We start from the raw sequence: 24,762 nt of genomic DNA on the forward strand, positions 1-24,762 counted from the left end.
GTCCGGTCAGCGGGAAGCCGGGACGGTGTCGACGCTGATGTCGTCGAACGCGGGAGCGCCGTCGAACGCGTCGGCGGCCACGGCGGCCGACCGGGCGGTGTCCTTCAGGTCGAGGCTGCTGCGCAGCGTGATCGGTGGCAGCAGCAGTGCGGCGAGGACGCCGACCGCGGCGATGCCGGCGGAGATCAGGAAGATGTGGCCGGTCGCGTCGCCGTACGCGGCGCGGATGATGTGCCGGATCGGTTCGGGCAGCGCGCCGAGGTTGAGGCTGCCGCCGCCGGAGTCGCCGGTCGGATGGATACCGATGGCGGCGAGGTCGTGGGTGACCCGGTCGGTGACGCGGTGGGCGAGGATCGCGCCGAGCACGGAGACACCCATGGTGCCGCCCAGCGACCGGAAGAACGCCACCGTGGCGCTCGCCGCGCCGATGTCCTTGAGGGCGACGGTGTTCTGCACGGCCAGCACCAGGTTCTGCATGGTCATGCCGACACCGACGCCGACGACGAACATGGCGGCACCCACCAGCGTCAGCGAGGTTTCGTGGTCGATCGTGCCGAGGGCGGCGAAACCGGCGACCAGGATGATCGAGCCGGCCACGATGTAGGGCCTGACCCGTCCGCTGCGGGTGATGAGCCGTCCCGCGATGACGGACGACAGGACGACTCCGGCCATCATCGGGATGGTCAGCAGACCCGCCTCGGTGGGGCTGTAGCCGCGGCCGATCTGGAAATACTGTCCGAGGAAGACGGCGCCGCCGAACATGGCCATGCCGACGGCGAGGCTGCCGATGATCGCCAGGGCGGTGGTGCGTTCGCGGACGATGCCCAGCGGGACGACCGGTTCGGCCGCGCGGGACTCGACCCAGGTGGCCAGCGCGAGCAACGCGACGGATGCACCCACCATGGCCCCGGTCTGCCACGAGACCCAGGCGAAGGAGTCGTCGACGAAGGAGATCCAGATCATCAGTACGCTGACCCCGGCCGCGATGAGGCTCGCCCCGAGGTAGTCGATCTTCACCTGGTCCCGCGTGACGGTGGGCAGGTGCAGCGTGACCTGCAGCAGGATGAACGCGATGACGGCGAACGGCACGCCGACGTAGAAGCACCAGCGCCAGCCCAGCCAGGACGTGTCCGCGATGACGCCGCCCAGCAGCGGGCCGCCGACCGTGGCCAGCGCCATGACACCGCCGAGGTAGCCGTTGTACCGGCCGCGCTCGCGGGGCGCGATCATCGCGGCGATCGCGACCTGCACGAGGGCCTGGAGTCCACCGACGCCGAGTCCCTGGAACGCGCGCGCGGCGATGAGCTGTTCTGCGTTCTGCGCCAGACCCGCGATCACCGATCCCACCACGAAGATCACGATGGCGATCTGGATCAGCACCTTCTTGTTGAACAGGTCGGCGAGCTTGCCCCAGATCGGGGTTGCCGCGGTGGCGGTCAGCAGGGTCGCGGTGACCACCCAGGTGTACTGGATCTGCGAGCCGTTCAACGCGCCCATGATCGTCGGCAGGGCCACCGACACGACGGTGCTGGACAGCATCGCGACGAACAGCACCATCAGCAGACCGCTGAGCGCTTCCAGGGTCTGCCGGTGGGTCATCGGCTCCGCGTCGAGCGCGGCGGTGGTGCGAGCGCTCATCGCGCGGCCTCCAGGGGTGTCCGGAGATGGTTGGTGAGTACAAGCATCTACCGAATCTTGCCCATCATGCAACTTTGCCTTGTGAGAAGTGATTCACGTCAAGTAGCCTCAGGTTCGTGACTCAGGCGATCGGACTGCGCGAACGCAAGAAGGCCGCCACGCGACTGGCGCTGCACGAAGCGGCGTTGCGTCTGGCCGCCGAGCACGGCTTCGACCAGCTGACGGTCGAGGCGATCGCGGACGCGGCCAACGTCTCACGCCGGACGTTCTTCAACTACTTCTCCGGCAAGGACGAGGCCATCGCGTACGGCGACGCCGTCCGGGTGGCCTGCCTGGTCCGGCTCGTCCGCGCCCAGCCCGCCGACGAGGTGCCGTGGGTGGCGCTCACCAAGGTCGCCGACCAGATGGTCACGGAGTGCTACGCCGACCTGGACCCCGCCTGGCTGGCCCAACGCCGTCGGCTACGTGCCCACCCGGCCCTGGCCGCGCAACAGATCGCCGCGTACGCGACGGTCGAGCGGGAGCTGGCCGCCGAACTCGCCACCCGGCTCATCGGCCCGGATGCGGAGCTGCGTTCGCGCGTGCTCGCGGCCACCTACCTCACCACGTTGCGCGTCGCGATCCAGTACTGGACCGATCACCCGGACAGCTCGATCCGCGACATGCTGCGCACGGCGCTCGCCGCCGCGGCCCCCGCTCGATGACCGGGCCCCGACCCGCTGGCTGATCAGCTGCGGGGAGGTACGCCCTGAGCCTGCTCCAGCAACCGTTCGATGCGGGTCAGTTGTGCCCTGATGTCCGCGATTTCGGCGGCGACCGGGTCCGCCTCGGCGTGCCGCTGTTCGTCGGCACGCGCCGCGCGCTCGCGTTGCGCGCGTTCCACAAAGCTCGACGTGATGGCGGCGGTCACGATCGCCACAAACGCGATCGCCTCCAGCATGAACAGGGCACCCACGACCCGGCCGACCGCCCGCTGCGGGGCCACGTCGCCGTAGCCGACCGTGGTGACCGTCTGCAGGGCCCACCACAGCCCGGTGCCGATGTCGGGAAACTCCTGCGGGTCGACGACGCGGATGAGGACACCGCCGGCGAGGACGCTGACCAGCGTCGCGGAGACGATCACGGCCATGGCCTTGCGTACCGACAGCGGCGTGCGCATGAAGTCCGCGAACTTGCGTTCCACGAAGCTGAGCTTGAACATCTCCGGCTCCTCGCTGCCCTGGACTCGTCGTGGCACCAGTTAACGGCGCCGAACCATGCAGGGAAAGCCGAACCGGCGACCCGTCAACCTTCTCAGGTGCGTCCGACGGTGCGGTCGAGGAACTCGGCCACCGCACGGCGTACCCGGGGATCCGGGACGCCGGCGGGCAGCTCCAGCAGCGCAGCCTCGGCCACCAGGGCGATGAACAGGCGGGCGCAGGTGCGCGGCTCGCGCCAGCCCATCGCCGCGAAATGTGGCTCGGTCAGCACCGCGGTCATCTCGTTGCGCGCCGCGATCTCGGCCTGGATCAGCGGTTCGATCCGTGCCTCCAGCAGCAGCGACTTGACCGCACGTTCGTTGAGGCAGCCGTCGAGATACGCCAGCGCACCCGCCAGCAGCGCCGAGCGGCCCGGGGGCTGGTCCCCGACGGCCTCCCCCATGCCGCTGATGATGCGTTCGTGGAACAGCTGGTGCAGGGCGAGCAGATACTCGGCCCGCCCGGCGAAATGCACGTAGAACGTACCTTTGGCCACGCCGGCTTCGGCGGTGATGGTGCTGATGCTCCACCCCTGTAGGCCCTGGCCGGCCAGGCGCAGACCGGCCGCCAGCAGCGCCGCCCGCTTGCCTTCGGGGTCGCGGACCCGGGCCATCAGCTCACCTACCCAAGGGAACGGTCGACCCCGATGGAACGGTCGACGCCGTCGAGGAACGGCAGGACCTCGGCGAGAAATGCCCGCGGATCCTCGGCGAACGGTACATGCCCGGTGTCGAACGTGACCGTTCTGGCGTCCGGTAGCCGCCGGGCGACCTCCGCACGGGCCCGGCGGCCGAAGACCGGGTCGTGCCGGCCCCAGGCGACCAGCGTCGGCGCGGTGATCTGCGCGGCGCGCGGGCCGAGGTCGAAGTCAGGCTTCAGGAAGCTGCGCCAGATCGCGGCGTCGACGTCCGCGCGCGGGTCGCCGCGGTGGTAGGTCGCGCGTTCGATGATCTCGCGGGTCAGCGGCGTACGCCGATGCAGGTAGGACGCCGCGAAGCGCCGGTTGATCAGCCGGGTCACACCGGGGCGGCCTTTCAGCCGGATGACCAGCCGGTCGGCGGCATTCAGCGCGGGGAAACCGCCGACGCTGACGAGGACGAGCGAACGGACCCGGTGTGGTGCCTCGATGGCCAGGCGGGCGGCGGTGTATGCGCCGAGGGAGTTGCCGATCAGGTGCGCCGCGGGCAGGTCGAGCCGTTCGACGAGGGCGGCCAGGTCGGCGGCGAACGCCCCGGCGCTGGCGCTGCCCGGCGGCTGCGGTGCGGGGGTGCGCCCGAAGCCCGGCCAGTCGACGGTGATCACCCGGTAGCGGTTGCTCAGCTCCGGGAGCACGTCCGCGAAGTCGCGGCTGTCGTGCCCGTTGGCCGGCAGCAGCACAACCGGCGCGCCGGAACCCTGGTCAATGACATGCATGGATGCCATAATGACTGACCGGTCGGTCATTAGCAAGGGTGCTGATGGGCCGTCGCGTGAGCGACGGCGTCGATGCGCCTCTCGATGCGGCCCAATTGATCAACTTCTTCGCGTGCCCAGGGCGGCGCGCGGCTACCCTGGAGAGACTTCATGCCTGTTTTGCAGCATTGGCTCGGCGCTGCCCGAAGTGCGCTCGGCGCTGCCGCCGCGGTCGTCGCCGTGACCGCGGCGGCAGCGCTCGGCGGTGCGACGCCCGCCGCCGCGGCTCCGTCCACCACGGTGTGGACGGTTGCCGACGGCAGCCCGGTCGAGGTGACCGGCAGGGACGTCGACATCAAGTTCCAGGCCACCGCCGGCGACCACGTGATCATCGAGTGCCTCGGTAAGCCGCGCCAATCCTCTCCCTTCATGAGCCTGTATGCGCCGGGAGGGGACAGCCTGAGGACGAAGTACGTCTGCCCGTCGGAGCCGAACGTGTGGGGCGTCGTGGCAGAGGCCGCCGCGCTGCCCGAAACGGGGGTCTACACCTTCAACGCACGCGTCTACAGTTCGCTCACCGAGACGTTCCGGGTCACCACCATCACGGACACCGTCGTGTCCCTGCCCGACGACAGCGAGCAGCGGGCGCACCCGGCGCTGCCGCGAGGCAACGTGCTGGCCCTGTTCGACGGCGTCGCGGGCGAGCACGTCCACATCGGCTGCTTCACGTACGCCATCGAATCACGGTCGTACGGTTCCGTTTCGCAGGTCGAGCTGATCCTGCTGGGACCTGACAACAAGGTGATCCCGGCAACAGATCAGGACGCCCGCCGGTGCTACGGCGTGGACCTGCGCCGGCCCCGCATCGACGGCACCGCGGCCGACCTGGACCTCCCGGCCACGGGAGAATACCGGTTGGTGCTGGACTACTCACGGGCGACCATTCCCACCAGGGACACCCTGTTGACCCTGCACCGGACCCCGGCAGCGGTCACCGGAACGCCCGCCCTCGGCGGCTGACCCGACCCGGCTGCCGCTGATCCCGCCGCCGGCACCGTCGCGAACCAACGACGATGCCGGCGGCCGGGGAGCTTCGGCTCAGATGGCCGCTGCCATCACCGAGCACCTCAGTTGGCGGTCAGCTTCACCGAGTTGATCGGCGTGAAGTTGGTGTCCGAGTAGGAGCCGGCGGGCTGGTACACGGGGCAGTTGGTGCCGTTCCAGCCGTTGCACAGCCACGCCTTGGCCCCGCCGGTCTGGTTGTTGTAGATCCGGTGGATGCCGTACTGATTGCTGAGGTTGTAGGACCCGTAGTAGTACCACTTGTACGACGGGTGACCGCCGTTCCACCCGGCGTTCTCGGGGTAGAGGCAGACATATCCGTCGGGGCAGCCCTGGTAGGTGGCGGCCTGGGCGGCGGTGGCGGTGGTGCCGAGCAGCAGTGCGGCGCTGGCCGCGCTGCCCACGATGGCGGTGGCGATCCTCTTCGTGCTGCGCATGTCCGGTGTCCTCCGGTCGATGACGAGTGGCCGATTCACGGGGTCCGGTGCGCGCTCCCGGTTCCCACGGCTTGCCTTGCGTCGACGTCGATCCGTACACGATCCGGAGCGGCCTGCGGTATGACAGCCGGACGGAGAATTCTCAGCGGGGCACGGCGTCCCGCGGGCAGAGCCTGACCTCGAGGGTGTTGCGGGTGCGCACCGCGGGCAGGAATCCCACCGCGCCGTGCGGAGTGCGGATCTTGTACCACCGGGTGGAGGAGACGCCCTGCTCGTCGGTGATCCGTCTGCCGTCGATCACCACGCAATCCACCACGATCGGGTCGCCGTGCCACACCCGGACCACCGGAAGCTCGTCGGTCGGCACGCTGTACGGGCTGCGGCGCACCCCGAGACCGCACTCGATGGTGCGCAACGGCTGGCAGGCGGCCTCGGCGTTGAAGACGGTCATCGACATGCCGCCGCTGCCCGACGGCGGGCCCTGCTGCCGGCGCTGCCAACCGGCGCCCACGACCACCCCGACCAGGAGACACACCACCGCTCCGGCCGCCACCGCGACCATCGACCAGCGCCGCCGGCCGGTGGTGCGATACCGCCGACGGTAGGGCGCCTCCGGCGCGGTCACCCGCTCGACCAGGCCCGGCGGAGGCACGACCGACTCCTCGACAGCGCCGACCCGGGCGCGCAGCTCGGCCGCGGTGTCGTGCGGCGTCCGGTGCTCGGGCATCCCGCCTCCACGGCGACTGGTGCCGCACACGACCTTGCAGGCAGTGGCGGACCGCGACATCCGCCCGATCGTATCGCCACAGAGGACGGTCGGGAGGCGAAGACTGTGACTGATCGTGGTCACATGCCGGGCTGTGGGACTTCACAGTGAGAGAGTTCAATGGACGGGTTCGCGCGCGGGCGCCGCCGACGACCGGTGGCAGCGGGTGCCTGATCGCTCGGCCATGGGGAGGTCCGGCGTGGGGGACCGCGGCATCGAAGTGTTCGGCTCGCGGCGCAAGGAGTTCGACGATCTCTTCTGTGAGTTGCTGCCCCGGCTGTACCGCCGGGCCGTCGTGGTCAGCGGAGACCCGGAAGCGGCGCAGGACGCGCTGCACGAGACGTACCTGAAACTGGCGCGGCGTCCGCAGCGGCTGGTGGACCATCCGGAGCCGTTCGCGTACGCCATGGTGGCGGTGATCAACGTGCTGCGCGACGAGTGGCGCCGGCGGCGGCGCTACCTGTTGCGCGCGGAGCCGCCGGAGCATGGCGACGATGGCGGGCTCGGCTGGTCGGACGCGCACCGCGAGACCGTACGGATGCTGGCCATGCTGACTCCGCGGCAGGCGACGGTGGTGCTGCTGGTCGACGTCGACGGCCACACCATCGACCAGGCCGCCGCCGTGCTGGGAGTGCACCGTGGCACGGTGGCCCGGCTGCGCCGTCGCGCCCTGGACAAGCTGCGCGTGGCACTTGATCGCGGAAACTACGGTGCCACCGGGTGACCCTGCCCGCGTTGCCCGTCGATCGATGATCGACTAACCTGCTCCGGACCTACCGAAACGGGGAATCTCCACATGTCGATGTTGCTCCGGCGTGCTCGCCGGTCGCTGTCCGCTGTGCTGGTCGGCACGTTCGCCACGATGCCGGTCGCCGCTGCTGCCCACGCCGCGCCGGAGCGCCCGGTCACCTCCGGGGACGTGTCGGTGACGCTGATCGGAGACAAGCCCGCAACCGCGACCTTCACGGTACGGAACAACAGCGCTGCACCGGTGCAGGGCTTCGGCATCCGCCTCCGGGCGCTTCCCGTCCCGGTCACGGTGGACGGCGACTTCGTGAACTGCTACGGCACGCGCGACGATCGCCCCCATGCTCTTCCCGTCACGTGCCTGTTCCCGGTGACCCTCGCGGCGGGCACGGAGTACCGGGTCGACCTGCCGGTGCGCGGTGCCGACGCCGCCTGGCCGGGCCAGTCGGTCTACGAGGAATACGACGTCGACTCCTGGAGCGACGCGGCGACGGCGTCGTGGCGGCAGCTGGCGAAGAGGACCGGGCCGACGCTCGGCGTTCAGCCGGCCGCGGAACCCATGCCGGCGGCTGCCTTCGAGGACCGCGGCCAGTCGACCAGCTACGGCCAGCATTTCTTCCGGGTCCGTCAGGAAGCCGGCAAGCGCCCAGACCTCGCCGCGGTGGCCGAGAATGTGACCGCACGCCCGGGCGAGACCGTCCGTCCCGGGGCGGGCGTGCGCAACGCGGGCGCGGTCGCGCTTCGCCCCAACGCTGAAATCGTCGAGGACGGTCAGTCGCGGGCGAAGAAGCCCGTCTTCAAGATCACGGTGCCGGACGGCGTCACCGTCGTCGATGTGGCCGAGGACTGCCACCGCTACCCGGACGGCTCCGAGCCGACGTCGGACCCGTTCGCGAACAAGAAGGAGTTCCTCTGCTACGGCGTCCCGTGGCGGACGAGCCCCTTCAAGCCCGGCGAGCGTTACGTTCCCGCCTTCGGGCTGCGCCTGGACCGGGAGGTCCGGGACGCGGTCGGCACGGTCACGGTGGTCCTGGACGGCGATGACAACCCGGCGAACAACACCGCCCAGTACGTGATCAACCCGACCTCGCCGACCAGCACGTCGCCGGCCACGCCCGGCGCGGCCCCGGCGACCACGGTGGCGGATTCCGCCGGCGGCGGGGCCGGCGACGGTGGTGGACTGCCGGTCACCGGCCCGTCCCTGATCGGTTTCCTGACCGGTGGCATTGCCGTCCTGCTCACCGGTGTCGCGCTGCTTGTCGCGACGCGGCGCCGCGCACCACGCGCAAAGGCCTGAACGCCGCGCTCCCCCCGGCCAGATGCCCTGGCCGGGGGGACCGTGCAAGTAGGCACATCCCGGAACCGGCCACGAGGTTGTGCCCCGCGTTGCCCGTCGATCGATGATCGATTAGCCTGGCCGGACTTTTGATCGGAACGGGGAATCTCTACATGTCGATGTTGTTCCGGCGCGCTCGTCGGTCGCTGTCCGCTGTCCTGCTCGGCGCGCTGGCCTCGATGCCGATCGCCGCCACCGCCCACGCCGCGCCGGAACATGCGGCGTCGGTCGCGCCGGATCCCGGCAAGCTGACCGTCGGCGAGGTTTACGTGGGCGTGCCCGGGGACGGGTCGGCCGTGGCGACGTTCACGGTGCGCAACACCGGCACGGTCCCGGTCCAGGGCTTCAGCCTTTCCATCGGCAGGGTCCTTCCCGCGTTCAAGGTGGATGCCGACTTCGCGAACTGCGACGACTGGGCGGCGAACGGCCTCCACGACTGGAAGATCTTCGCCAGGTGCCTGTTTCCGGTGACCCTGGCTGCGGGCGCGACCTACACCGTTGAACTGCCCGTTCGCGGTGCCGATGCCTGGCCGTCCTACAACGACAGGACCGACTTCTCGATCAATTCCTGGAGCGACGAAGCGACGGAGACCTGGCGAGCCCTGGAGAAGAAGACGGGTCCGACGCTCGCGCTCCGGCCAGCCGCGCCAGCCATGCCCGCCGCCGCCTTCGAGGACCGCGGTAAGGCCATCGAGTACGAAGAGTCCCAGTTTCGCATCTCTCAGGGAGCGAGCACGCAGCCGGACCTCGCCGCATTCGCCAAGCCCGTGACCGCGCATCGGGGGGACGTCATCCACCCGGAAGTCGGAGTACGAAACGACGGCCGCATCGGTGTTCAGAACCTGGTGAACACAGCCCACGGCGGTGCGCCGCAGTGGAGGTGGGAGATTTTCAAGATCACTGTCCCGAAGGGCGTCACCGTCGTGGACGTGGATCGTGACTGCCACCGCTCGTCGGACGGATCCGAGTGGGACTCGGGACCGTTCGCGAACGAGAAGGAGTTCACCTGTTTCGGCACCCCGTGGGTGGAGCATCCGCTGATGCCTCGGGAGCGTTACATTCCCCGCCTCGGGCTGCGTTTGGATCAGGACGTTCATGACGCGGTCGGCACCGTCACGGTGCTGATGTATGGAGACAACAACCCGGCGAACAACACCGCCCGGTACGTGATCAACCCGACGGCGCCGTCGAGCACGTCGCCCGCCACGCCCGGCGCAACCACGGCGCCCGCGGCGGCGGCGGACACGTCCGGCGGCGGGGCCGGGACGGGTGGTCTGCCCATCACCGGCCCGTCCCTGGCCGGTTTTCTGGCTGCCGGGGCAGGCATTCTGGTCACCGGTATCGCGCTGCTGGTCGTGACGCGGCGCCGCACGCCACGCGCCAAGAGCTGAACTGCCGCGCCCGCCCCGACCATCTGCATGGCTGGGGCGGGCATCACCAGCGGCAGGCGAGCCGAGTCCTCATGAATCGGTGATATTCGATCGACGGTCGGATTTGCCTGGCCGGACTTTGAATGAAAGGGGACTCTCTCCATGTCGATGCCGTTCCGGCGTGCTCGTCGGTCGCTGGCTGCTGTCCTGCTCGGCACCCTGGCCCCGGTGCCGGTCGCCGCCACCGCCCACGCCGCAACGGAATATGGAAAGCTGAGCACCCGGACGGTGATGGTGGATCTGCACGGGGACGAGCAGGCCATAGCGACGTTCACGGTGCACAACGAGGACACCGTCCCGGTCCAGGGATTCAGCATTTCCGTCAGCGGACTTGCCTCCCCGCTCAAGGTGGATGCCGACTTCGCCAACTGCGGTCAGACGCCGGGAGACCGCGAGGACGCCCATAGATACCTTGTCAGGTGCCTGTTCCCGGTCACCCTGGCGCCAGGCACGACCTATGCCTTTGAGCTGCCGGTGCGTGGCGCCGACGTCTTTCCGGACTATTCTGACGACGGCGACTTCACGATCGATTCATGGAGCGACGGAGACACGCAGACCTGGCGGAAGCTGGAGAAGGAGACGGCTCCAGCACTCGCACTTCGACCAGCCGCCGCACCCATGCCCGCCGCCGCCTTCGAAGACCGCGGTCGGTCGAGGGAGTACGGCGGTTCGACGTTCCGTACCTCCCAGCTGCCGAGCACGCGTCCGGACCTCGCGGCGGTCGCTGAGTCGTTGACCGCGCATCGGGGCGACGTCGTCCACCCGCAAGCCGGTGTCCGGAACGACGGCCACATCGCCGTGATCAACAATCCGAACTTCTACCACGAGAACGATGTGGAGCCCCTGAAGCCGGCGTTCAAGATCACCGTTCCGACGGGTGTCACCGTCGTCGAGGCGAATTTTGACTGCCACCGCTTGCCGGACGGTTCCGAGTCGGCCTCGGGACCGTTCGCGAATCGGAAGGAGTTCACCTGCTACGGCGTTGGGTGGGAGTCCCACCCCTTGAAGCCGACCGAGCGTTACCTTCCGCCGTTCGGGCTGCGCTTGGATCAGGATGTGCGCGATGCGGTCGGCACCGTGACGGTGTTGTTTGATGGCGACAGCAACCCGGCGAACAACACCGCCCGGTACGTGATCAACCCGACGAAGCCGTCGAGCACGTCGCCCGCCGCTCCCGGCGCAACTACGGCGCCCACGGCGCCCACGGCGGCAGCGGCGGACACGTCCGGTGGCGGGGCGGGGACGGGTGGTCTGCCCATCACCGGTCCGTCCCTGGTCGGGTACCTGGCTGCCGGGGCGGGCATTGTGCTCACCGGTATCGCGCTGCTGGTCGCCACGCGGCGCCGCACGCCACGCGCCAAGGGCTGAACCGCCGCGCCTGTCCCGGCCAGTTGCATGGCCGGGGCGGGCGTCGCCGACGGCAGGAGATGCGTATACGCACAGCTGGTGATTCCCCCAACCGGAAGCATTCACCAGGAGTCGATGGCGTTGTCGTCCGCGAAGTCATGCACCGGAATGCCTGCGGTCTTCAGGAACGATCTGAGGGTGTCGGCCAACGCCTCCACCTTGTCGTCCTCGACGAAGGCGTAGCCGCGCTCCGAGAAACAGAACGCGACCTGCTCGGCGATGTCGATCAGCGGATCGCAACTCGGTGCATTCATGTCCTGTCCAATCTCAGCCGGGACGGTCCGTTCGGGAGCCTGCCCAGCCGCACTGGTGCCTGGGCACACGGCGCTGACGAATCAGATGTGGCCATCCACAGTCGAGGCTCGGACCTGCGGCTTGGCTCCCAAGATTGTCTGGGGACTATCTGTGCGTTTAGTCTGGGGACAATCTTGGCGGCTGTCAACGCCTGTCTTGGGACAATCGCGGAAGTAGAGGTGTCATCGTGCCCGTGCACTCGCGCTACCAGGACATTGCCTCCGAGATTCGGGGACGCATCGAGGCTGGGGAGTGGGCGCCCGGCACCCGCCTCCCTCGTTTGGATGACTTCGCATCGGAGTATGCCGCCAACCGGGACACGATCGGCAGGGCTGTCGCTGTGCTGGAGAGTGAGGGCTACGTCTGGGCGGTCCAAGGAAGAGGCATCACCGTCCGCTATGGCACGGTGCGCCCGCGCCGTCCGCGCGGCGACCTGGTGAAACGTAACGAGCATGCCAACGGCTATTCGTTTCCCTCGGCGAGTGGCCAGGAGGTCTGGGTTCGTCACGGGGACGCCGTCAACGCCCCGGCGCCACTCGACGATCCACGGATCGCCAAGCTGCTCGGCGTCACACCCGGCACTTCGGTGCTGCGCAGGTTCCGGGTGACCGGACCTGCGTCCGAGGCACCGTTTCAGATCAACACGTCCTGGATCCATCCCCGCGTGGCCGATCTCGTCGCCGACGTCGACGCGGAACCCGCGGCGGGTGAGTGGCTGTACCGCATCGAGCAGTCCGGACACTGGCCGATCAGTTGGATGGAGATCCACCGGGCGCGCATGCCCACCAAGGACGAGGCCGCTCTCCTCGACATCCCCACGAGCCTGCCCGTGCTGGAGATCGTGCGGGTCGGCACGTCCGGAACTGACAACCAACCGGTTGAGGTCACCGAGTACGTCATCGCCAGCGACCGTGTCGAGACGGTTCACGTCCTGCATCGCGACGAGAGCGCCAAGGAGCCATGGCCCGACTCCGACGCTGCGGGAGGCCGGTCGTGACCACCGTTCTGGACGCTGTGGCTGCGTGCCGGACGGACGTGGGTAAGGTTCGGCGCCGCAACGAGGACTCGTTCTACCAGGGGAAGTGGCTGTTCGCGGTTGCTGACGGACTCGGCGGCCACGTCGCAGGTGACGTCGCCAGCACCACGGCTATCGAGGCGCTGAAGGCGTACGACCGTGCCGTCGCGACCGACGACCTGGCCGATGTGCTCGGCCAGGGGATCGCCGCCGCCAACGAGGCGCTGCGGAGGCGGATCCGTGCGGAGCCCGACCTGGCTGGCATGGGCACCACGATGGTTGCCGTCCTGCGCTCAGAGAGTGCTGCCGTGGTGGCGAACGTCGGGGACTCCCGCGCATATCTGATGCGGGATTTCCGGGCCGGCGACAGCCACCTGCATCGGGTCAGCGAGGACCACACCTACCGGCATCTCGTCTCCGATGCAGACGCTGTGCCGGGACTCGCCGAGAAGTTGGCGCGCTTCCTCGACGGCCGTCATGACGGTCGCTCGGCGGACCTGGCAGTCCTACAGCTCTGCCCTGGCGACCGCGTGCTGCTGTGCTCGGACGGGTTGAGTTCGTACGTGTCGCCCGAGGTCATCCGGGACGTGCTGAAGTCCAGCGCCACTCCGCATCTGGCAGTGGATGCCCTCGTTGCCGGTGCCCTCGATGAGGGTGGGCAGGACAACGTCACCGTCATGGTCATCGACATCGCAGCAGGGTCGTAGTCAGCGCTCGAAGATTGCCGCCGTCGCTTCACACGGCGGGTGCTCTGCCGGCGGCGTGCATCTCCTGCCAGCCGTCGTAGTCCCACCCATGGGCTACCGCCGCATGGCGATCAAGCGCCGCGACGCGTCGATGTCGGGCGGCGGAACGGATCGCGGCCAGCAGCGCATTGGCGATCCGCTCGGGGCCGCGCCCGTCCACCGCGGCCCACGCGCGGGCGCCCAGCGCTGCCCGCGCGACCGGGTCGGTGAGCAGATCGCGCAGCACCCGCACGGCCGTGTCCGCCTCGACTCCAGGCGCGCGCAGGGCGGGCAGGTGCCCGAGCCCCGCCGCGAGCCCGCGCGCGATCGTGCGCTCGTACCCGAGGATCTGGTTGTCCACGACCCGGACCAGTGCGGCCGGTAGGCCCAGGCAGAGCAGTTCCCACGTGGAGGTGCCGCTGGCGCTGACCGCCAGGTCGGCGTCCGCCAGCAGGCCGGGCAGGTCGTCCGTCGGGGCGATCACCCGCAGCCGCTGACCTTCGAGGGTGGCCACGGCCAGCAGCTCGTCGCGCAGACCGCCGTCGGCGGCCACGACGGTCGCGTCGAAGGCCGCCCCGGTCGCGACCAGCAGGCGCCCGATCACGGGGGCGGCACGGAACGCGTCGGTCCCGCCGAAGAACGCCACCACCTTCGGGGTACGGCCCACCGCGGCGTCCCGTGGCGCGGCGGGGCGGCGTTCGCGCACCGCCGTCCGCAGCAGCGCATAGTCCAGCCCGGCCAGCCGGACCGCACCCGGCGGCAGCTCCGGCGCGACCAGCTCGGCGTCGAGGTTCTGGTCGATGTACACGTCGGCCGACTGGCCCAGCAGATTACCGTCCACAATGGTCAGCACGGTGCGCCCGGTCGCCCGGACGGCCGCCGCCTGCCCCGGCGGCAGCTCGTACGAATCCGTCACCAGCGCGTCCAGGCCGAGCCGCGCGGCGGCCGCGACGAGGCCGGCCTGGTCGAACGGCGCGGGATGCCACGGCAGGCCGCGCTGCGCCAGCTGGGCCTGCGCCCAGGTGACGCCGCCCAGATCGCTGAGGAAATGCACCGCCACGCCCCGGGCCACCAACTCCTCCGCCAGCGCCACGCAGCGCACGAGGTGCCCCACCCCGGTACGCGGCCCGGCGTCACAACGAAACCCGACGGCGATCACGCCTGCTGCAGCTCCTTCTGGCGGACATGGGCGTTGAGTACGGTCAGTTCCGGGCGGTCCGCCAGCCAGTCGGCGAGCACGCGGACCTCGACCGGTTCGTCACCGAAATGCTCCACGATCGCCTCGATGAGCCGCCAGTCGTCCTCGGTGTCCAGGGTGAGCCGCAGGTCCGACAGGTCCGGCTGCAGGGTCAGGCCGAGCACCGCGAAGTCGCGCGGATGGGCGTACACGTAGGAGGTGACATGGGTGCGGTGGTGCGCGGTGGCCAGCGGGTCGATGGCCCGCAGCACGTCCGCGCGGACCACCTCGACGTCCAGGCCACGCGGCAGGGTCCGGGCGATCGACGTGCTCAGGTAGTCCAGGCCGGGCGCCGCGGCGAACACCGTGGCGGCCAGCCGCACGAGGCGCGGGTCGAGCAGGGGACAGTCGGCGGTGAAGCGCAGCACCGCGTCCGTCGGGTGCCCGTCCAGGACCCCCAGGAACCGGGTCAGCACGTCGTCGGTGGGGCCTCGGTGGCAGGCCACGCCGATCCGGGCGCACTCGACCTCGACGGCATCGTCCCGGGTCTCGGTCGTGGTGGCCACGACGAGGGCGTCCAGCACCTCGGCGGCCTGCGCGGCGCGCACGACCCGTTCCAGCACGGTACGGCCGCCGAGCCGCCGCAACACCTTGCCGGGCAGCCGGGACGACCCCGTCCGGGCCTGGACGATACCGAGGGTGCTACGCATGGGGTTCCTTGTCTGATGAGGGGATGGCGGGTCAGGGCCGGGATCGGCGCAGGATGTGGCGGGCCCGGCGGGCGACGCTGAGGCCGAGCCGGGCCAGCCGGTGCCCGAGACTGCCGCTGAACACGGCGATCTGCAGGTGTGCCCGGCGCAGCTCGGCGTCGCGCAGTGCCAGCTCCTGCGCGTACCAGTCGGTGCGGGCGGTCGCGTCGGCGAGTTGGTCGCGCAGGGCACGCAGCTGTTCCTCGTGCTCGCGCAGCGAGTCGGGTCCGACCGGTCCGGTGGGGACCGGCATGGTGGTCAGCTCCGGGCCGACGTCCAGGCCCGCCGCCCCGGCCAGCACCAAGGTGAGGGCGTCCTGGTCGGTGGCGGCCGGCCACGGGTGGGCGTAGCCGCCGGAGAGCAGGGTGCGGGCGAGCCGGCGCAGCGCCGCCACGGCGGCCGTGGGAGCGCCCGGCGGGTCCGGGTCACGCGGGCTGGGGTCCAGCAACGCGTACGTGTCGCCGTCGAGCAGCACGTTGTCGGCGGTCGCGTACGCCCGCTGCCCGTCCAGGGTCGCCAGCCACGCCGACCAGCCGGTGAGCAGCCGCCGCAGCCGGGGCAGGTCGTGCCGCAGGCACGCGCTGAGCAGGAGTTCCTCGAGGAGCTGCCCGGCGGGCATCGGCCCGTCCAGTGCGGTGGGATCGCGGTGCGGCGTCGCCTCCACGGTGCCGCCGACCACCCGCCGCACCCAGCCGCCGCCGCGGTCCCGGTCCCGGCCGAGCTCGAGCACCGTCGCGCCGGGGAGCGGGCCCGTGCTCAGCAGGGCGGAGGGCGGAGGGCCGACGAGTCTTGGGCGTGGAGCCCGGTGGGCGAGCACGATCCACGCGGCGGCGAACTCCGCGCCGAGCCCGCCGCGCACGGCCGCCGCGGCCAGGCGGCGGGGGTCGCTGAGCACGGGCTGCCGGGCGTACGCGGCGCCGACCGCGCCCGCGGCGGCCCCGGCGACCGCGCCCGACGGGCCCTCCTGCAGTGCGTTCGGGGTGGCGACCAGCGTCGGTGACGCGGGCAGCGGCCAGGCCGCCCCGAGCCAGGAGACCGCGAGCCCTTCGGCGGCCAAGCGCGCGGCCAGCCGGGTCGGGGCTCCGGGTTTGGACCCGTCGAACTCGCCGAGCGGCCGCCATGCGCCGTCGGTGCGCGCGGCCGTGACCGCGCTGCGATCGACCAGCCGGTGCACACCCAGCTCGTTCTCCACGGCGAGCAGCAGGGTGCCGCCGGAACGCAGCGTGCGGCGCAGCACCTGCAGCGCCTCGGCCCAGTCGTACTGGGGGCCCTCCACGGAACACAGCCGGTCGAGGCCGTCGAGTGCGACCACGACGTCGTACCGGTCGGTGTCGGTGAGCTTGGCCAGGGTGCCACACAGGACGGTGACGCCACGTCCGGCCAGCCGGTCCGCGTCGGGCCGGCCCCGCAGCAGGCAGGTGACGTCGGTGTACGCGGCCAGCCCGGCCACGATCGTGTCGTCGTGCGGCCCGGCGATCAGGGCCCGGCCCCCGGTGGGCAGCAGGGCGGCCAGCCGGTCGAGCAGGTGGGCGAGGACGGGACCCCCGGCGGGCGGCCGCTCGCCGGGCCGCCGGTCGGACCAGGCGGGCATCTCCCCGCCGATCAGCCGCACGCTCTGCTCCGTCACGCGACGCCCTCCACGACCGGCTGGTGCGCGGTGCGGCGGCCGCCCGCGGCGAGCCGGGTGTGCCAGCCGAGGACGGCGCGCAGCTCGGCGGGAGACGCGAGGCTGTCCGCGCCGAGCTCGGCGGCGGCGCTGGCCGCGGCCACCACCGGGTCGGGGTGTACGCCGTGCAGCTCGGGCCATTGGCGGCGGATGCGCTCGGCGGTCGCGGAGTCCTCACCGGACAGGCGCATCGGGTCGCCGTACACGGCGGGGGCGCAGCCGGCCGCGGCCCCGTACAGGATCGCGCTGCCGAGACGGTTCGACGCGACCCGCCGGTGCCTGCGCAGCTCGGACAGTTGCCGGGGCAGGAACTCCGGGTCGGTGTCGCGCCAGCGCTGACCGCGGTAGCCGTGGCAGATGACCCGCCCGGCCGCCTCGTACACCGCCCGGATGCGCTCGTCGCGGTACTCGTGCCAGTACAGGCAGAAGGTGACCGGGCCCGGTTCGGTGGCCGTGATCTCGTCGATGAGCCGCCGGTGGTCGCCGTGCACGCGCTGGTTCTCCCAGCCGTGGAACGGATACCACAGGGTCCCTTCGCGCGGCCGCGGGTGCGCCTCGGGACGCATTGCCATGAGATAGAGGAACGGCGCCCCGGTGACGGTCGCCTGCCGCCGCCCCATCGACCACGCCCGCCGCCGGGTCTGCTCGGACCACACGAAGATCGGCCGCCCGGACACGTACGGCGTCCCCGCGCCCAGGCCGTCCAGCACGTTCCAGCCGTGCTGCAGGTACCCCTCGATGCGGGGCGGGTCGCCCGGGTCCAGCCCGCAGTACGCGGCCAGCACGTGGGCGTGACCGTAGAAATGGTTGGCGTGGTGCACCGGCCTCAGCTCCCCAGCACGGTCCGCAGGGTGTCGACGACGCGGTCCTGGTCGGCGGCGGTCAGGTCCGCGAACAGCGGCAACGACAGCTGCTCGGCGTAGAACGCCTCGGCGACCGGGCACATCCCGCGCCGGTACCCGAGGTCCTCGAAGACCGGATGCCAATACGCGGGCAGGTAGTTGACCTGCACCCCGATGCCCGCGGCACGCATCCGGTCGTACACCTCGCGGCGCCGCCCGCCGAGGACCCGTACGGGATAGAGGTGGCGCATCGGGTCGGTCCACGCCCGGCGCCCGGGCAGCCGCAGCCCGGGCACGTCCGCCAGCAACTCGTCGTAGCGCGCGCACAGCCGGGCCCGGCTGGCCTTGAAGTCGGCCAGGCGCCGCAGCTGGGCACTGCCGAGGGCGCACAGCACGTCGGGCAGCCGGTAGTTGAGGCCGAACTCGTGCACCTCCTGGTGCCAGCCGCCCTCGTCGGGGTGGCGCAGCCGGGCCGGGTCGCGCACCAGCCCGACGGTGCGGAACGTACGGGCCCGTTCCAGCAGCGCCGGATCGGTCGACGCGACCGCGCCGCCCTCGCCGGTGGTGAGGTTCTTGGTGGGGAAGAAGGAGAACGTGGTGAGGTCGGCGAGGGCGCCGACCGGCCGCCCCCGGTACGCGGACCCGACCGCGTGCGCGGCGTCCGAGATCAGCACCGCCCCGGCGCTGTCGGCCACCTTGCGGAGCTGGTCGTACTCGGCGGGGTGGCCCGCGTAGTCGACCGCGGTGACCGCCCGGGTCCGCGAGGTCACCGCGGCCTCGGCGGCGGCCGGGTCCAGGTTCGCGGTGTCGTCCTCCACGTCGGCGAAGACCACGGTCGCGCCGAGCATGGCGGCGGTGGCCGCGGTGGCCACGAACGTCATGGGCGTGGTGACGACCTCGTCGCCGGGGCCGATCCCGGCGGCCGCGTACGCGGTGTGCAGGGCCGCCGTGCCGTTGCTGACCGTCACGCACGGCGCCCCGGCGACCGCCTCGAGGTCCCGCTCGAAACGGGTGACCCGGGGTCCGGTGGTGAGCCAGTCGCTGCGCAGCGCGTCGACCACCGCGGCCACGTCGGACTCGTCGACGGACTGCCGCCCGTACGGCAGCATCACGGCACCCGCAGCAGGTCGCGCATCTCGCCGACCTCCAGCCACAGGTCGTTGTTGTCGGAGCGGTAGTTGAAGCCGTCCGGCACCGGCTCGCCGCCCGCCGGGGTCTGGTAGCCCCAGCTCGCCACGACCGGCTGGACCACGTACCGGTCGGGGAAGCGCAGGGTGCGGCGGCTGTCGTCGGCGGAGATCATCTCCTCGTGCAGCTTCTCGCCGGGGCGCATGCCGACCTCGTGCGTGGGCGCGTCCGGGGCCACGGCCTCGACCAGGTCGAGGATGCGCATGCTGGGGATGCGCGGCACGAACAGCTCCCCGCCCTGCATCCGGTCGAAGGAGTCCACGACGAACTTCACGGCCTGCTCCAGGGTGATCCAGAAGCGGGTCATCCGCTTGTCCGTGACGGGCAGGCTGCGTCCCTCGGCGTTGAGCCGGCGGAACAGCGGGACCACCGAGCCGCGGCTGCCCATCACGTTGCCGTAGCGCACCACCGCGAACCGGGTGGGGTGGTGGGCGGCGTAGTGGTTGCCCGCGATGAACAGCTTGTCCGCGACCAGCTTGGTGGCGCCGTACAGGTTGATCGGGCTGGACGCCTTGTCCGTGGACAGCGCCACCACCCGCTGCACGCCCGCGGTGATGGCGGCGTCGATGACGTTCTGCGAGCCGTCGATGTTGGTGGCGACGAACTCCGACGGGTTGTACTCGGCGGTGTCGACCTGCTTGAGCGCGGCGGCGTGCACCACGTGGTCGATGCCGTGCATGGCGCGGATGAGGCGGTCGCGGTCGCGGATGTCGCCGATGAAGAACCGCAGCCGCGGGTCGTCGCCGAACTTCTGCCGCAGCTCGTACTGCTTGAGCTCGTCGCGGGAGAACACGACGATGCGCTGCGGGTCCAGGTCGGCCAGTGCGTACCGCAGGAACGCCTTGCCGAACGAGCCGGTGGCTCCGGTCACGAGGATCGACGATCCGGTAATGGTCACGAATACTCCAGGGGATGGTTGTCGAAGCTCGACTCGAGCCGGAAGCCTAGCTGCGCGTCCGGCCAATTCCAGGGGGTGCGGGAAACGCCAACATCAATTCACGTTCTGTTCAGCAACCAGTGGTCGCCGCGACAGCGGTGGTGGTGGGGTAGGGTGCTTTCATTCACTGTCGACCCATGGAGTAAATCGTGATTGAGCTGCAGAGACTGCGCGATGTTTTCCGTACGGCGCTGGACCTTCCCGCCGGCGCCGTCGTCGATGAGCTGCACTATCAGGACAATGAGAAGTGGGACTCGCTGGCCCACATGTCGCTGATCGCGGCGCTGGAAGATGAATTCTCGGTAATGATTGACACGGAGGATGTCATCAATATGTCCAGCTTCGCCGAGGCGATGCGAATTCTCGGTAAATACGGAGTGGACTTCCATGAGTGATCGGGTCACGCTCGTCACCGGGGCGTCCCGCGGCATCGGCCTGGCCACGGCCCATTGCCTCGCCGACCAGGGGCACGACCTCGTCCTGCACGGCCACCACGCCGCACCGGTGGCCGAGGTGGCCGCGGCCCTCGCGGACAAGTACGGCATCACCGCTGTCTCCGCCGCCGGGGACATCGCGGACCCGGCGACCAGCAAAGCGTTGATGCGGCTGGCGTTCGAGACGTTCCGGCGCCTGGACGGCCTCGTGGTCAACGCGGGCACCCATGCCGCCGGGATGCTCGGCATGACCGACGACGCCACGGTGCAGCGGCTGTTCGCGGTGAACGCGGTCGGTGCCGCGTACACATTGCAGGGTGCGGTCCGGCTGCTCGGCCGCGGCAGTGAGCCCGCGGCCGTGCTGGTCGCGTCGATCACCGGCGAGGTCGGCGCGGCCGGTCAGTCCGTGTACGCCGCGTCCAAGGCGGCCGTGAGCGGCCTGGCCCGCTCCGCCGCCAAGGAGCTCGGGCCGCGCGGCATCCGGGTCAACGCCGTGGCCCCCGGCTTCATCGCCACCGACATGCTGGACACCCTCGACGACGCGGGACGCGCCCAGCGGATCGCCGACACCCCGCTGGGGCGGCTCGGCGAGGCCGCCGAGGTCGCCGACGTGATCGCGTTCCTGCTGTCGCGGCAGGCCCGCTTCGTCACCGGCCAGGTGCTCGGCGTCGACGGAGGACTGACGCTGTGAACCTGCTGCACCCGGACGCCCGCGTTCTCGACGCGGCGACCGGCGCCGCCCTGGATCACGGTCAGGTCGACGCCGCCGCCGCCGACTTCGCCCGGCACGCCCCCGGGGTCGCGTTCGCGCTCACGCCGACCGAGCTGCCCGCCGTCGCCCGCTACCTCGGGGCGCTGCGCGCCGGTCGCCCGATCGCGCTGCTCGACCCCGAGCTGACCGGGCCCGTGCTGCACGACCTGATCGGACGCTTCGCGCCCGCGCTGGTCACCGGCGTCACCGGTGCCCCGCCGGACGGCTACCGGGCCGAGGGGGACACCTGGGTCCGGCAGAGCCTGGCCGCCCCGGTGCATCCCGACCTGGCCCTGCTGCTCACCACCAGCGGCTCCACGGGCAACCCGAAACTGGTGCGGCTCTCCGGCACGGCGGTGCGGTCCAACGCGGAAGCCATCGCCGAGAGCCTCGGTATCACCGGCGCCGAGACCGCGCCCACCACGCTGCCGCTGTTCTACACGTACGGGTTGTCCGTGCTGCACAGCCACCTGCTGCGCGGCGCGACCGTGGTGCTGGAACGCACCGGCGTGCTGCACCGCGACTTCTGGGCGGCGGTGCAGACCCACCGGGTCACATCGCTGGCCGCCGTGCCGTACCAGTACGAGATGCTGCGGCGGCTGCGCTTCGACCCGGCCCGCTACCCGAGCCTGCGTACCCTCACCCAGGCGGGCGGGCGGCTGCGCAAGGAACTGGTCGCGGACTTCGGCGACCGGATGGCCGCCGCCGGCGGGCGCCTGTTCGTCATGTACGGCCAGACCGAGGCGACCGCCCGGATGACCGTGCTGCCGCCCGACCGGCTGACCGACAAGCTCGGCTCCGCCGGGCTGCCGATCCCCGGCGGCGCGCTCGCCACCCGCGACGGCGAGATCGTCTACACCGGACCCAACGTCATGATGGGGTACGCCGAGACGGCGCAGGACCTGGTCCGCGGCGACGACCTGGGCGGGGTGCTGCGCACCGGCGACCTGGGCCACCTCGACGACGAGGGGTTCCTGTTCCTCACCGGGCGGCTCAAGCGGATCGGCAAGGTGTTCGGGATCCGGGTCAACCTCGACGACGTGGAACGCAGCCTCGCGGTGCACGGCGCGGTCGCGGCCGTCGCGGGTGAGGACCGGATCCACGTCTTCGTCGAGGGGGCGGACGCGGAGCACGCCCGGGCGGTCCGCGGCGAGCTGGCCGGATGGCTCGACACCCACTTCTCCGGGCTCGACGTGCGCGGGGTCGACGCCCTGCCACTGCTGCCCACCGGCAAAGTCGACTACCGCAGGCTGGAAGCGTCGCTGTGAGTGTGTTCACCCGTACCCAGAAAGAACGTGAGCCGGCGCTGCTGGCCGAGCTGTCCGCGCTGGTGGCACATCACCGCGCCCACTGCACCCCGTACGACCGGATCCTCGCGGCCGAGGGTTTCACCACCGCGAGTACCGTCGCGGAGCTGCCCTGGCTGCCGGTCCGGCTCTTCAAGCACATGGCGCTGAAGAGCATCCCGGACGACGCGGTGTTCAAGGTGCTCACCTCCAGCGGCACCACCGGCGAGGTGAGCCGGATCTACCTGGACAAGCAGGCCGCCGCCACCCAGACCCGCCAGCTCGGGGCGACGCTGCGGACCGTGCTCGGCGACAAGCGGCTGCCGATGCTGCTGGTCGACTCCCGCGGCATCCTCACCGACCGCCGCTCCTTCAGCGCCCGCGGCGCCGGGGTGCTCGGCATGGCCACGTTCGGCCGCGACCACGTGTGGGCCCTCGACCCCGAGGGGCGGCCCGACCTCGAGGCGGTGCGCGGCTTCCTCGCCCGGCACGGTGACGCCCCGTTCCTCATCTTCGGCTTCACCTACCTGGTCTGGCTGCACCTGTACGAGGTGGCCCGCGACGCCGGGCTGGACCTGAGCAACGGCCTCCTGATCCACTCCGGCGGCTGGAAGAAGCTCGTCGACCGGGCCGTGCCGCCCGGGGAGTTCCGGCGGCGCCTCGCCGCCGACGTGGGCCTGACCCGGGTGCACAACTTCTACGGCATGGTCGAGCAGATCGGCACGATCTTCCTGGAGGGGCCGTCCGGCGGGTCCCTGTACTGCCCCGACTTCGCGGACGTCGTGATCCGTGATCCGCACACCTGGGACGAGCAGCCGATCGGCGAGCCCGGACTCATCGAGGTGGTGAGCACCCTGCCCACGTCGTATCCCGGGCACGTGCTGCTCACGGAGGACCTCGGCGTGGTGCACGGCGTCGACGACGGCGAGTGGCCGGGCAAGCGGTTCTCCGTGCTGGGGCGGCTGCCCCGGGCCGAGGCGCGCGGCTGTTCCGACACCTATTCATCGGGGAGGGCGGCGTGAGCGAGGGTCGCGAGCGCACGCGAAAGGCAGGCACCGCGTGAGGGTTCGATTCGGTGAGCCGGGGGATGCGACCGAGCCGTCGCACGAGCGGCTGGCGGTCGGCGACGAGCGGGTCGTGGACTTCCTGGCCCGCTTCGCCCGCCGCCTGCTGGCCCCGGCGGTCGCCCGGCAGCACCCGGAACTGGGCTCCCTCGGCTACTTCCTGCGCCCCACCGAGCTGGCCCGGCTCGTGGCCCGGATGCGCCACGACGACGCGCTGGTCTTCCCCCGGGGCAACGTCTTCCACGTCCCACCGGCCAATGTGGACACCATCTTTGTGTACTCGTGGGCACTGTCCGCCCTGGCCGGAAACCACAACGTCGTGCGCATCTCGGAGCGCTCCGCCGCCGCGGCCGACGTCGTGCTGGAAGCCCTGCATGCCACGGACGCCGACCCGGTCATCGGGCGCACCCAGCGGATGATCACGTACGGCCGGGACGACGCCGTCACCGCGGCGCTCAGCGCGTGGTGTGACCTGCGGGTCATCTGGGGCGGCGACACCGCCGTCGACACCATCCGGGCGCACCCGCTGCGCCCGTCCGCGCGCGACCTCACCTTCCCCGACCGTACGAGCTGGGCGGTGCTGTCGGCGCCCGGATGGCGGGCTGCCGACCCGGCCGCCCGGCGCGCCGCCGTGCTCGGCTTCGCCAACGACGCGTACTGGTTCGACCAGGCCGCCTGCTCGTCACCGCGCACGGTGTTCCTGGTCGGGCCGCATCCCGATGGGATCGCCGACGAGTTCCTGACCCTGCTGCACGAGACGGTCGGCGAGCGCGGCTGGAGCGTGGACGCAGCGATGGCGGTGGAGAAGCGGGTCCACGCGTACGGGCTGGCCGCCACGGGCGCGGCCACCGGGCTGCGGCACGCGGGTAACGCGGTCACCGGGCTCACCCTCAGCGGGGTCTCCGCCGCACCCCGGCGCTGGATCGGGGCGGGAGCCTTCCCGTTCGCCACCGTGGACTCCCTGACCGACCTGGTCCCGGCCATGACCCGGCAGGACCAGACCGTCAGCCACTTCGGCTTCACCCCCGACGAACTGGGCGGCTTCGCCGCGGCGCTGGGCGGGCGCGGAGTGGACCGGATCGTGCCGTTCGGTTCCGCGCTGACCTTCAGCGCGATCTGGGACGGCTACGACCTGCCCAGAGAATTCACCCGCCTCACCACCCTGCGAACCTAGGACTCCG

Annotated in this window: 26 protein-coding genes; 13 read left to right on the forward strand and 13 right to left on the reverse strand. The window is 71.1% G+C overall.

Annotated features, from left to right (window positions below):
- Window positions 1-6: 6 nt before the first annotated feature.
- The gene (locus ACMCNO_RS04520; protein ID WP_412748156.1) at window positions 7-1,638 is read right to left on the reverse strand and encodes an MDR family MFS transporter; all 1,632 of its coding nucleotides are present in this window, start codon (window positions 1,636-1,638) and stop codon (window positions 7-9) included.
- A 116-nt stretch (window positions 1,639-1,754) separates the two neighbouring features.
- On the opposite strand from ACMCNO_RS04520, the gene ACMCNO_RS04525 reads away from it, so the two are divergent.
- Window positions 1,755-2,342: a TetR family transcriptional regulator gene (locus tag ACMCNO_RS04525; RefSeq protein WP_412748157.1), complete on the forward strand. Its 588-nt coding sequence runs from the start codon at window positions 1,755-1,757 to the stop codon at window positions 2,340-2,342.
- Window positions 2,343-2,365: 23 nt separating this feature from the next.
- On the opposite strand, the gene ACMCNO_RS04530 is transcribed toward ACMCNO_RS04525, so the two are convergent.
- Genes ACMCNO_RS04530 through ACMCNO_RS04540 form a run of 3 tightly spaced genes read right to left on the reverse strand, consistent with a single transcriptional unit; the run spans window position 2,366 to window position 4,289 of the window.
- The gene (locus ACMCNO_RS04530; protein WP_412748158.1) at window positions 2,366-2,875 is read right to left on the reverse strand and encodes a potassium channel family protein; all 510 of its coding nucleotides are present in this window, start codon (window positions 2,873-2,875) and stop codon (window positions 2,366-2,368) included.
- A 56-nt stretch (window positions 2,876-2,931) separates the two neighbouring features.
- Window positions 2,932-3,489, reverse strand: coding sequence for a TetR/AcrR family transcriptional regulator (locus tag ACMCNO_RS04535; protein WP_412748159.1), 558 nt, complete (start codon window positions 3,487-3,489; stop codon window positions 2,932-2,934).
- Between the two features lie 8 nt (window positions 3,490-3,497).
- Window positions 3,498-4,289 (reverse strand): alpha/beta fold hydrolase, encoded by a 792-nt coding sequence (locus ACMCNO_RS04540; protein ID WP_412748160.1) that lies wholly within the window; start codon window positions 4,287-4,289, stop codon window positions 3,498-3,500.
- 150 nt (window positions 4,290-4,439) lie between these two features.
- Here ACMCNO_RS04540 and ACMCNO_RS04545 point away from each other — a divergent pair, with 150 nt between their 5' ends.
- The gene (locus ACMCNO_RS04545) at window positions 4,440-5,288 is read left to right on the forward strand and encodes a hypothetical protein (RefSeq protein ID WP_412748161.1); all 849 of its coding nucleotides are present in this window, start codon (window positions 4,440-4,442) and stop codon (window positions 5,286-5,288) included.
- Between the two features lie 107 nt (window positions 5,289-5,395).
- On the opposite strand, the gene ACMCNO_RS04550 is transcribed toward ACMCNO_RS04545, so the two are convergent.
- Complete coding sequence (locus ACMCNO_RS04550; RefSeq protein ID WP_412748162.1) at window positions 5,396-5,767, reverse strand: hypothetical protein; 372 nt, start codon at window positions 5,765-5,767, stop codon at window positions 5,396-5,398.
- A 142-nt stretch (window positions 5,768-5,909) separates the two neighbouring features.
- Window positions 5,910-6,494: a hypothetical protein gene (locus ACMCNO_RS04555; RefSeq protein ID WP_412748163.1), complete on the reverse strand. Its 585-nt coding sequence runs from the start codon at window positions 6,492-6,494 to the stop codon at window positions 5,910-5,912.
- A 238-nt stretch (window positions 6,495-6,732) separates the two neighbouring features.
- On the opposite strand from ACMCNO_RS04555, the gene ACMCNO_RS04560 reads away from it, so the two are divergent.
- The 4 genes from ACMCNO_RS04560 to ACMCNO_RS04575 all read left to right on the forward strand — a co-directional run bounded on the left by ACMCNO_RS04560 (window position 6,733) and on the right by ACMCNO_RS04575 (window position 11,414).
- Complete coding sequence (locus ACMCNO_RS04560; protein WP_412748164.1) at window positions 6,733-7,257, forward strand: RNA polymerase sigma factor; 525 nt, start codon at window positions 6,733-6,735, stop codon at window positions 7,255-7,257.
- A 72-nt stretch (window positions 7,258-7,329) separates the two neighbouring features.
- Complete coding sequence (locus ACMCNO_RS04565; protein ID WP_412748165.1) at window positions 7,330-8,577, forward strand: hypothetical protein; 1,248 nt, start codon at window positions 7,330-7,332, stop codon at window positions 8,575-8,577.
- A 152-nt stretch (window positions 8,578-8,729) separates the two neighbouring features.
- Entirely contained in the window at window positions 8,730-10,007 is a 1,278-nt protein-coding gene (locus tag ACMCNO_RS04570; RefSeq protein WP_412748166.1) for a hypothetical protein, read from the forward strand.
- Between the two features lie 141 nt (window positions 10,008-10,148).
- The gene (locus ACMCNO_RS04575) at window positions 10,149-11,414 is read left to right on the forward strand and encodes a hypothetical protein (RefSeq protein WP_412748167.1); all 1,266 of its coding nucleotides are present in this window, start codon (window positions 10,149-10,151) and stop codon (window positions 11,412-11,414) included.
- Window positions 11,415-11,515: 101 nt separating this feature from the next.
- Here the strand turns inward: ACMCNO_RS04575 and ACMCNO_RS04580 are convergent, their stop codons facing one another.
- Complete coding sequence (locus tag ACMCNO_RS04580) at window positions 11,516-11,707, reverse strand: hypothetical protein (protein WP_412748168.1); 192 nt, start codon at window positions 11,705-11,707, stop codon at window positions 11,516-11,518.
- A 233-nt stretch (window positions 11,708-11,940) separates the two neighbouring features.
- On the opposite strand from ACMCNO_RS04580, the gene ACMCNO_RS04585 reads away from it, so the two are divergent.
- On the forward strand, window positions 11,941-12,744 hold the full coding sequence (locus ACMCNO_RS04585; RefSeq protein ID WP_412753614.1) for a GntR family transcriptional regulator: 804 nt from the start codon (window positions 11,941-11,943) through the stop codon (window positions 12,742-12,744).
- Window positions 12,745-12,782: 38 nt separating this feature from the next.
- Window positions 12,783-13,469: a protein phosphatase 2C domain-containing protein gene (locus ACMCNO_RS04590; protein WP_412753615.1), complete on the forward strand. Its 687-nt coding sequence runs from the start codon at window positions 12,783-12,785 to the stop codon at window positions 13,467-13,469.
- A 28-nt stretch (window positions 13,470-13,497) separates the two neighbouring features.
- Here the strand turns inward: ACMCNO_RS04590 and ACMCNO_RS04595 are convergent, their stop codons facing one another.
- The 6 genes from ACMCNO_RS04595 to pseB are packed head-to-tail and all read right to left on the reverse strand — an operon-like array spanning window position 13,498 to window position 20,007.
- Entirely contained in the window at window positions 13,498-14,646 is a 1,149-nt protein-coding gene (locus tag ACMCNO_RS04595) for a PseG/SpsG family protein (protein WP_412748169.1), read from the reverse strand.
- Window positions 14,643-15,374 carry a cytidylyltransferase domain-containing protein gene (locus tag ACMCNO_RS04600; protein WP_412748170.1) on the reverse strand — a complete coding sequence of 244 codons (732 nt, stop codon included), beginning with the start codon at window positions 15,372-15,374 and terminating at the stop codon, window positions 14,643-14,645. Before ACMCNO_RS04600 ends, ACMCNO_RS04595 begins: the two co-directional genes overlap by 4 nt.
- Window positions 15,375-15,405: 31 nt before the next feature.
- Window positions 15,406-17,040 (reverse strand): hypothetical protein, encoded by a 1,635-nt coding sequence (locus ACMCNO_RS04605; RefSeq protein WP_412748171.1) that lies wholly within the window; start codon window positions 17,038-17,040, stop codon window positions 15,406-15,408.
- Window positions 17,037-17,900, reverse strand: coding sequence for a hypothetical protein (locus tag ACMCNO_RS04610; protein ID WP_412748172.1), 864 nt, complete (start codon window positions 17,898-17,900; stop codon window positions 17,037-17,039). The genes ACMCNO_RS04605 and ACMCNO_RS04610 overlap by 4 nt, the downstream gene beginning before the upstream one ends.
- A gap of 5 nt (window positions 17,901-17,905) precedes the next feature.
- Window positions 17,906-19,030 (reverse strand): DegT/DnrJ/EryC1/StrS family aminotransferase, encoded by a 1,125-nt coding sequence (locus ACMCNO_RS04615; RefSeq protein WP_412748173.1) that lies wholly within the window; start codon window positions 19,028-19,030, stop codon window positions 17,906-17,908.
- Window positions 19,030-20,007 carry a UDP-N-acetylglucosamine 4,6-dehydratase (inverting) gene (pseB, locus tag ACMCNO_RS04620; protein ID WP_412748174.1) on the reverse strand — a complete coding sequence of 326 codons (978 nt, stop codon included), beginning with the start codon at window positions 20,005-20,007 and terminating at the stop codon, window positions 19,030-19,032. Before pseB ends, ACMCNO_RS04615 begins: the two co-directional genes overlap by 1 nt.
- Window positions 20,008-20,195: 188 nt before the next feature.
- On the opposite strand from pseB, the gene ACMCNO_RS04625 reads away from it, so the two are divergent.
- The 5 genes from ACMCNO_RS04625 to ACMCNO_RS04645 are packed head-to-tail and all read left to right on the forward strand — an operon-like array spanning window position 20,196 to window position 24,755.
- Window positions 20,196-20,441, forward strand: a complete 246-nt coding sequence (locus ACMCNO_RS04625) for an acyl carrier protein (protein ID WP_412748175.1) — start codon at window positions 20,196-20,198, stop codon at window positions 20,439-20,441.
- Complete coding sequence (locus ACMCNO_RS04630) at window positions 20,434-21,171, forward strand: SDR family NAD(P)-dependent oxidoreductase (RefSeq protein WP_412748176.1); 738 nt, start codon at window positions 20,434-20,436, stop codon at window positions 21,169-21,171. The genes ACMCNO_RS04625 and ACMCNO_RS04630 overlap by 8 nt, the downstream gene beginning before the upstream one ends.
- Window positions 21,168-22,499 carry an AMP-binding protein gene (locus tag ACMCNO_RS04635; protein ID WP_412748177.1) on the forward strand — a complete coding sequence of 444 codons (1,332 nt, stop codon included), beginning with the start codon at window positions 21,168-21,170 and terminating at the stop codon, window positions 22,497-22,499. Before ACMCNO_RS04630 ends, ACMCNO_RS04635 begins: the two co-directional genes overlap by 4 nt.
- Window positions 22,496-23,539, forward strand: a complete 1,044-nt coding sequence (locus ACMCNO_RS04640) for an acyl-protein synthetase (protein ID WP_412748178.1) — start codon at window positions 22,496-22,498, stop codon at window positions 23,537-23,539. Before ACMCNO_RS04635 ends, ACMCNO_RS04640 begins: the two co-directional genes overlap by 4 nt.
- Before the next feature lie 37 nt (window positions 23,540-23,576).
- Window positions 23,577-24,755 (forward strand): acyl-CoA reductase, encoded by a 1,179-nt coding sequence (locus ACMCNO_RS04645; protein WP_412748179.1) that lies wholly within the window; start codon window positions 23,577-23,579, stop codon window positions 24,753-24,755.
- The last annotated feature ends 7 nt before the right edge of the window (window positions 24,756-24,762 follow it).

Source organism: Krasilnikovia sp. M28-CT-15, assembly GCF_047159595.1.
Taxonomy (GTDB): Bacteria; Actinomycetota; Actinomycetes; order Mycobacteriales; family Micromonosporaceae; genus Actinoplanes.

Coding starts and splice junctions, on each gene's coding strand:
- ACMCNO_RS04580 (WP_412748168.1), bottom strand. CDS start 11,707: ATGAATGCACCGAGTTGCGATCCGCTGATCGACATCGCCGAGCAGGTC.
- ACMCNO_RS04540 (WP_412748160.1), bottom strand. CDS start 4,289: ATGCATGTCATTGACCAGGGTTCCGGCGCGCCGGTTGTGCTGCTGCCG.
- ACMCNO_RS04550 (WP_412748162.1), bottom strand. CDS start 5,767: ATGCGCAGCACGAAGAGGATCGCCACCGCCATCGTGGGCAGCGCGGCC.
- ACMCNO_RS04630 (WP_412748176.1), top strand. CDS start 20,434: ATGAGTGATCGGGTCACGCTCGTCACCGGGGCGTCCCGCGGCATCGGC.
- ACMCNO_RS04565 (WP_412748165.1), top strand. CDS start 7,330: ATGTCGATGTTGCTCCGGCGTGCTCGCCGGTCGCTGTCCGCTGTGCTG.
- ACMCNO_RS04535 (WP_412748159.1), bottom strand. CDS start 3,489: ATGGCCCGGGTCCGCGACCCCGAAGGCAAGCGGGCGGCGCTGCTGGCG.
- ACMCNO_RS04570 (WP_412748166.1), top strand. CDS start 8,730: ATGTCGATGTTGTTCCGGCGCGCTCGTCGGTCGCTGTCCGCTGTCCTG.
- ACMCNO_RS04555 (WP_412748163.1), bottom strand. CDS start 6,494: ATGCCCGAGCACCGGACGCCGCACGACACCGCGGCCGAGCTGCGCGCC.
- ACMCNO_RS04545 (WP_412748161.1), top strand. CDS start 4,440: ATGCCTGTTTTGCAGCATTGGCTCGGCGCTGCCCGAAGTGCGCTCGGC.
- ACMCNO_RS04615 (WP_412748173.1), bottom strand. CDS start 19,030: ATGCTGCCGTACGGGCGGCAGTCCGTCGACGAGTCCGACGTGGCCGCG.
- ACMCNO_RS04600 (WP_412748170.1), bottom strand. CDS start 15,374: ATGCGTAGCACCCTCGGTATCGTCCAGGCCCGGACGGGGTCGTCCCGG.
- ACMCNO_RS04520 (WP_412748156.1), bottom strand. CDS start 1,638: ATGAGCGCTCGCACCACCGCCGCGCTCGACGCGGAGCCGATGACCCAC.
- ACMCNO_RS04575 (WP_412748167.1), top strand. CDS start 10,149: ATGTCGATGCCGTTCCGGCGTGCTCGTCGGTCGCTGGCTGCTGTCCTG.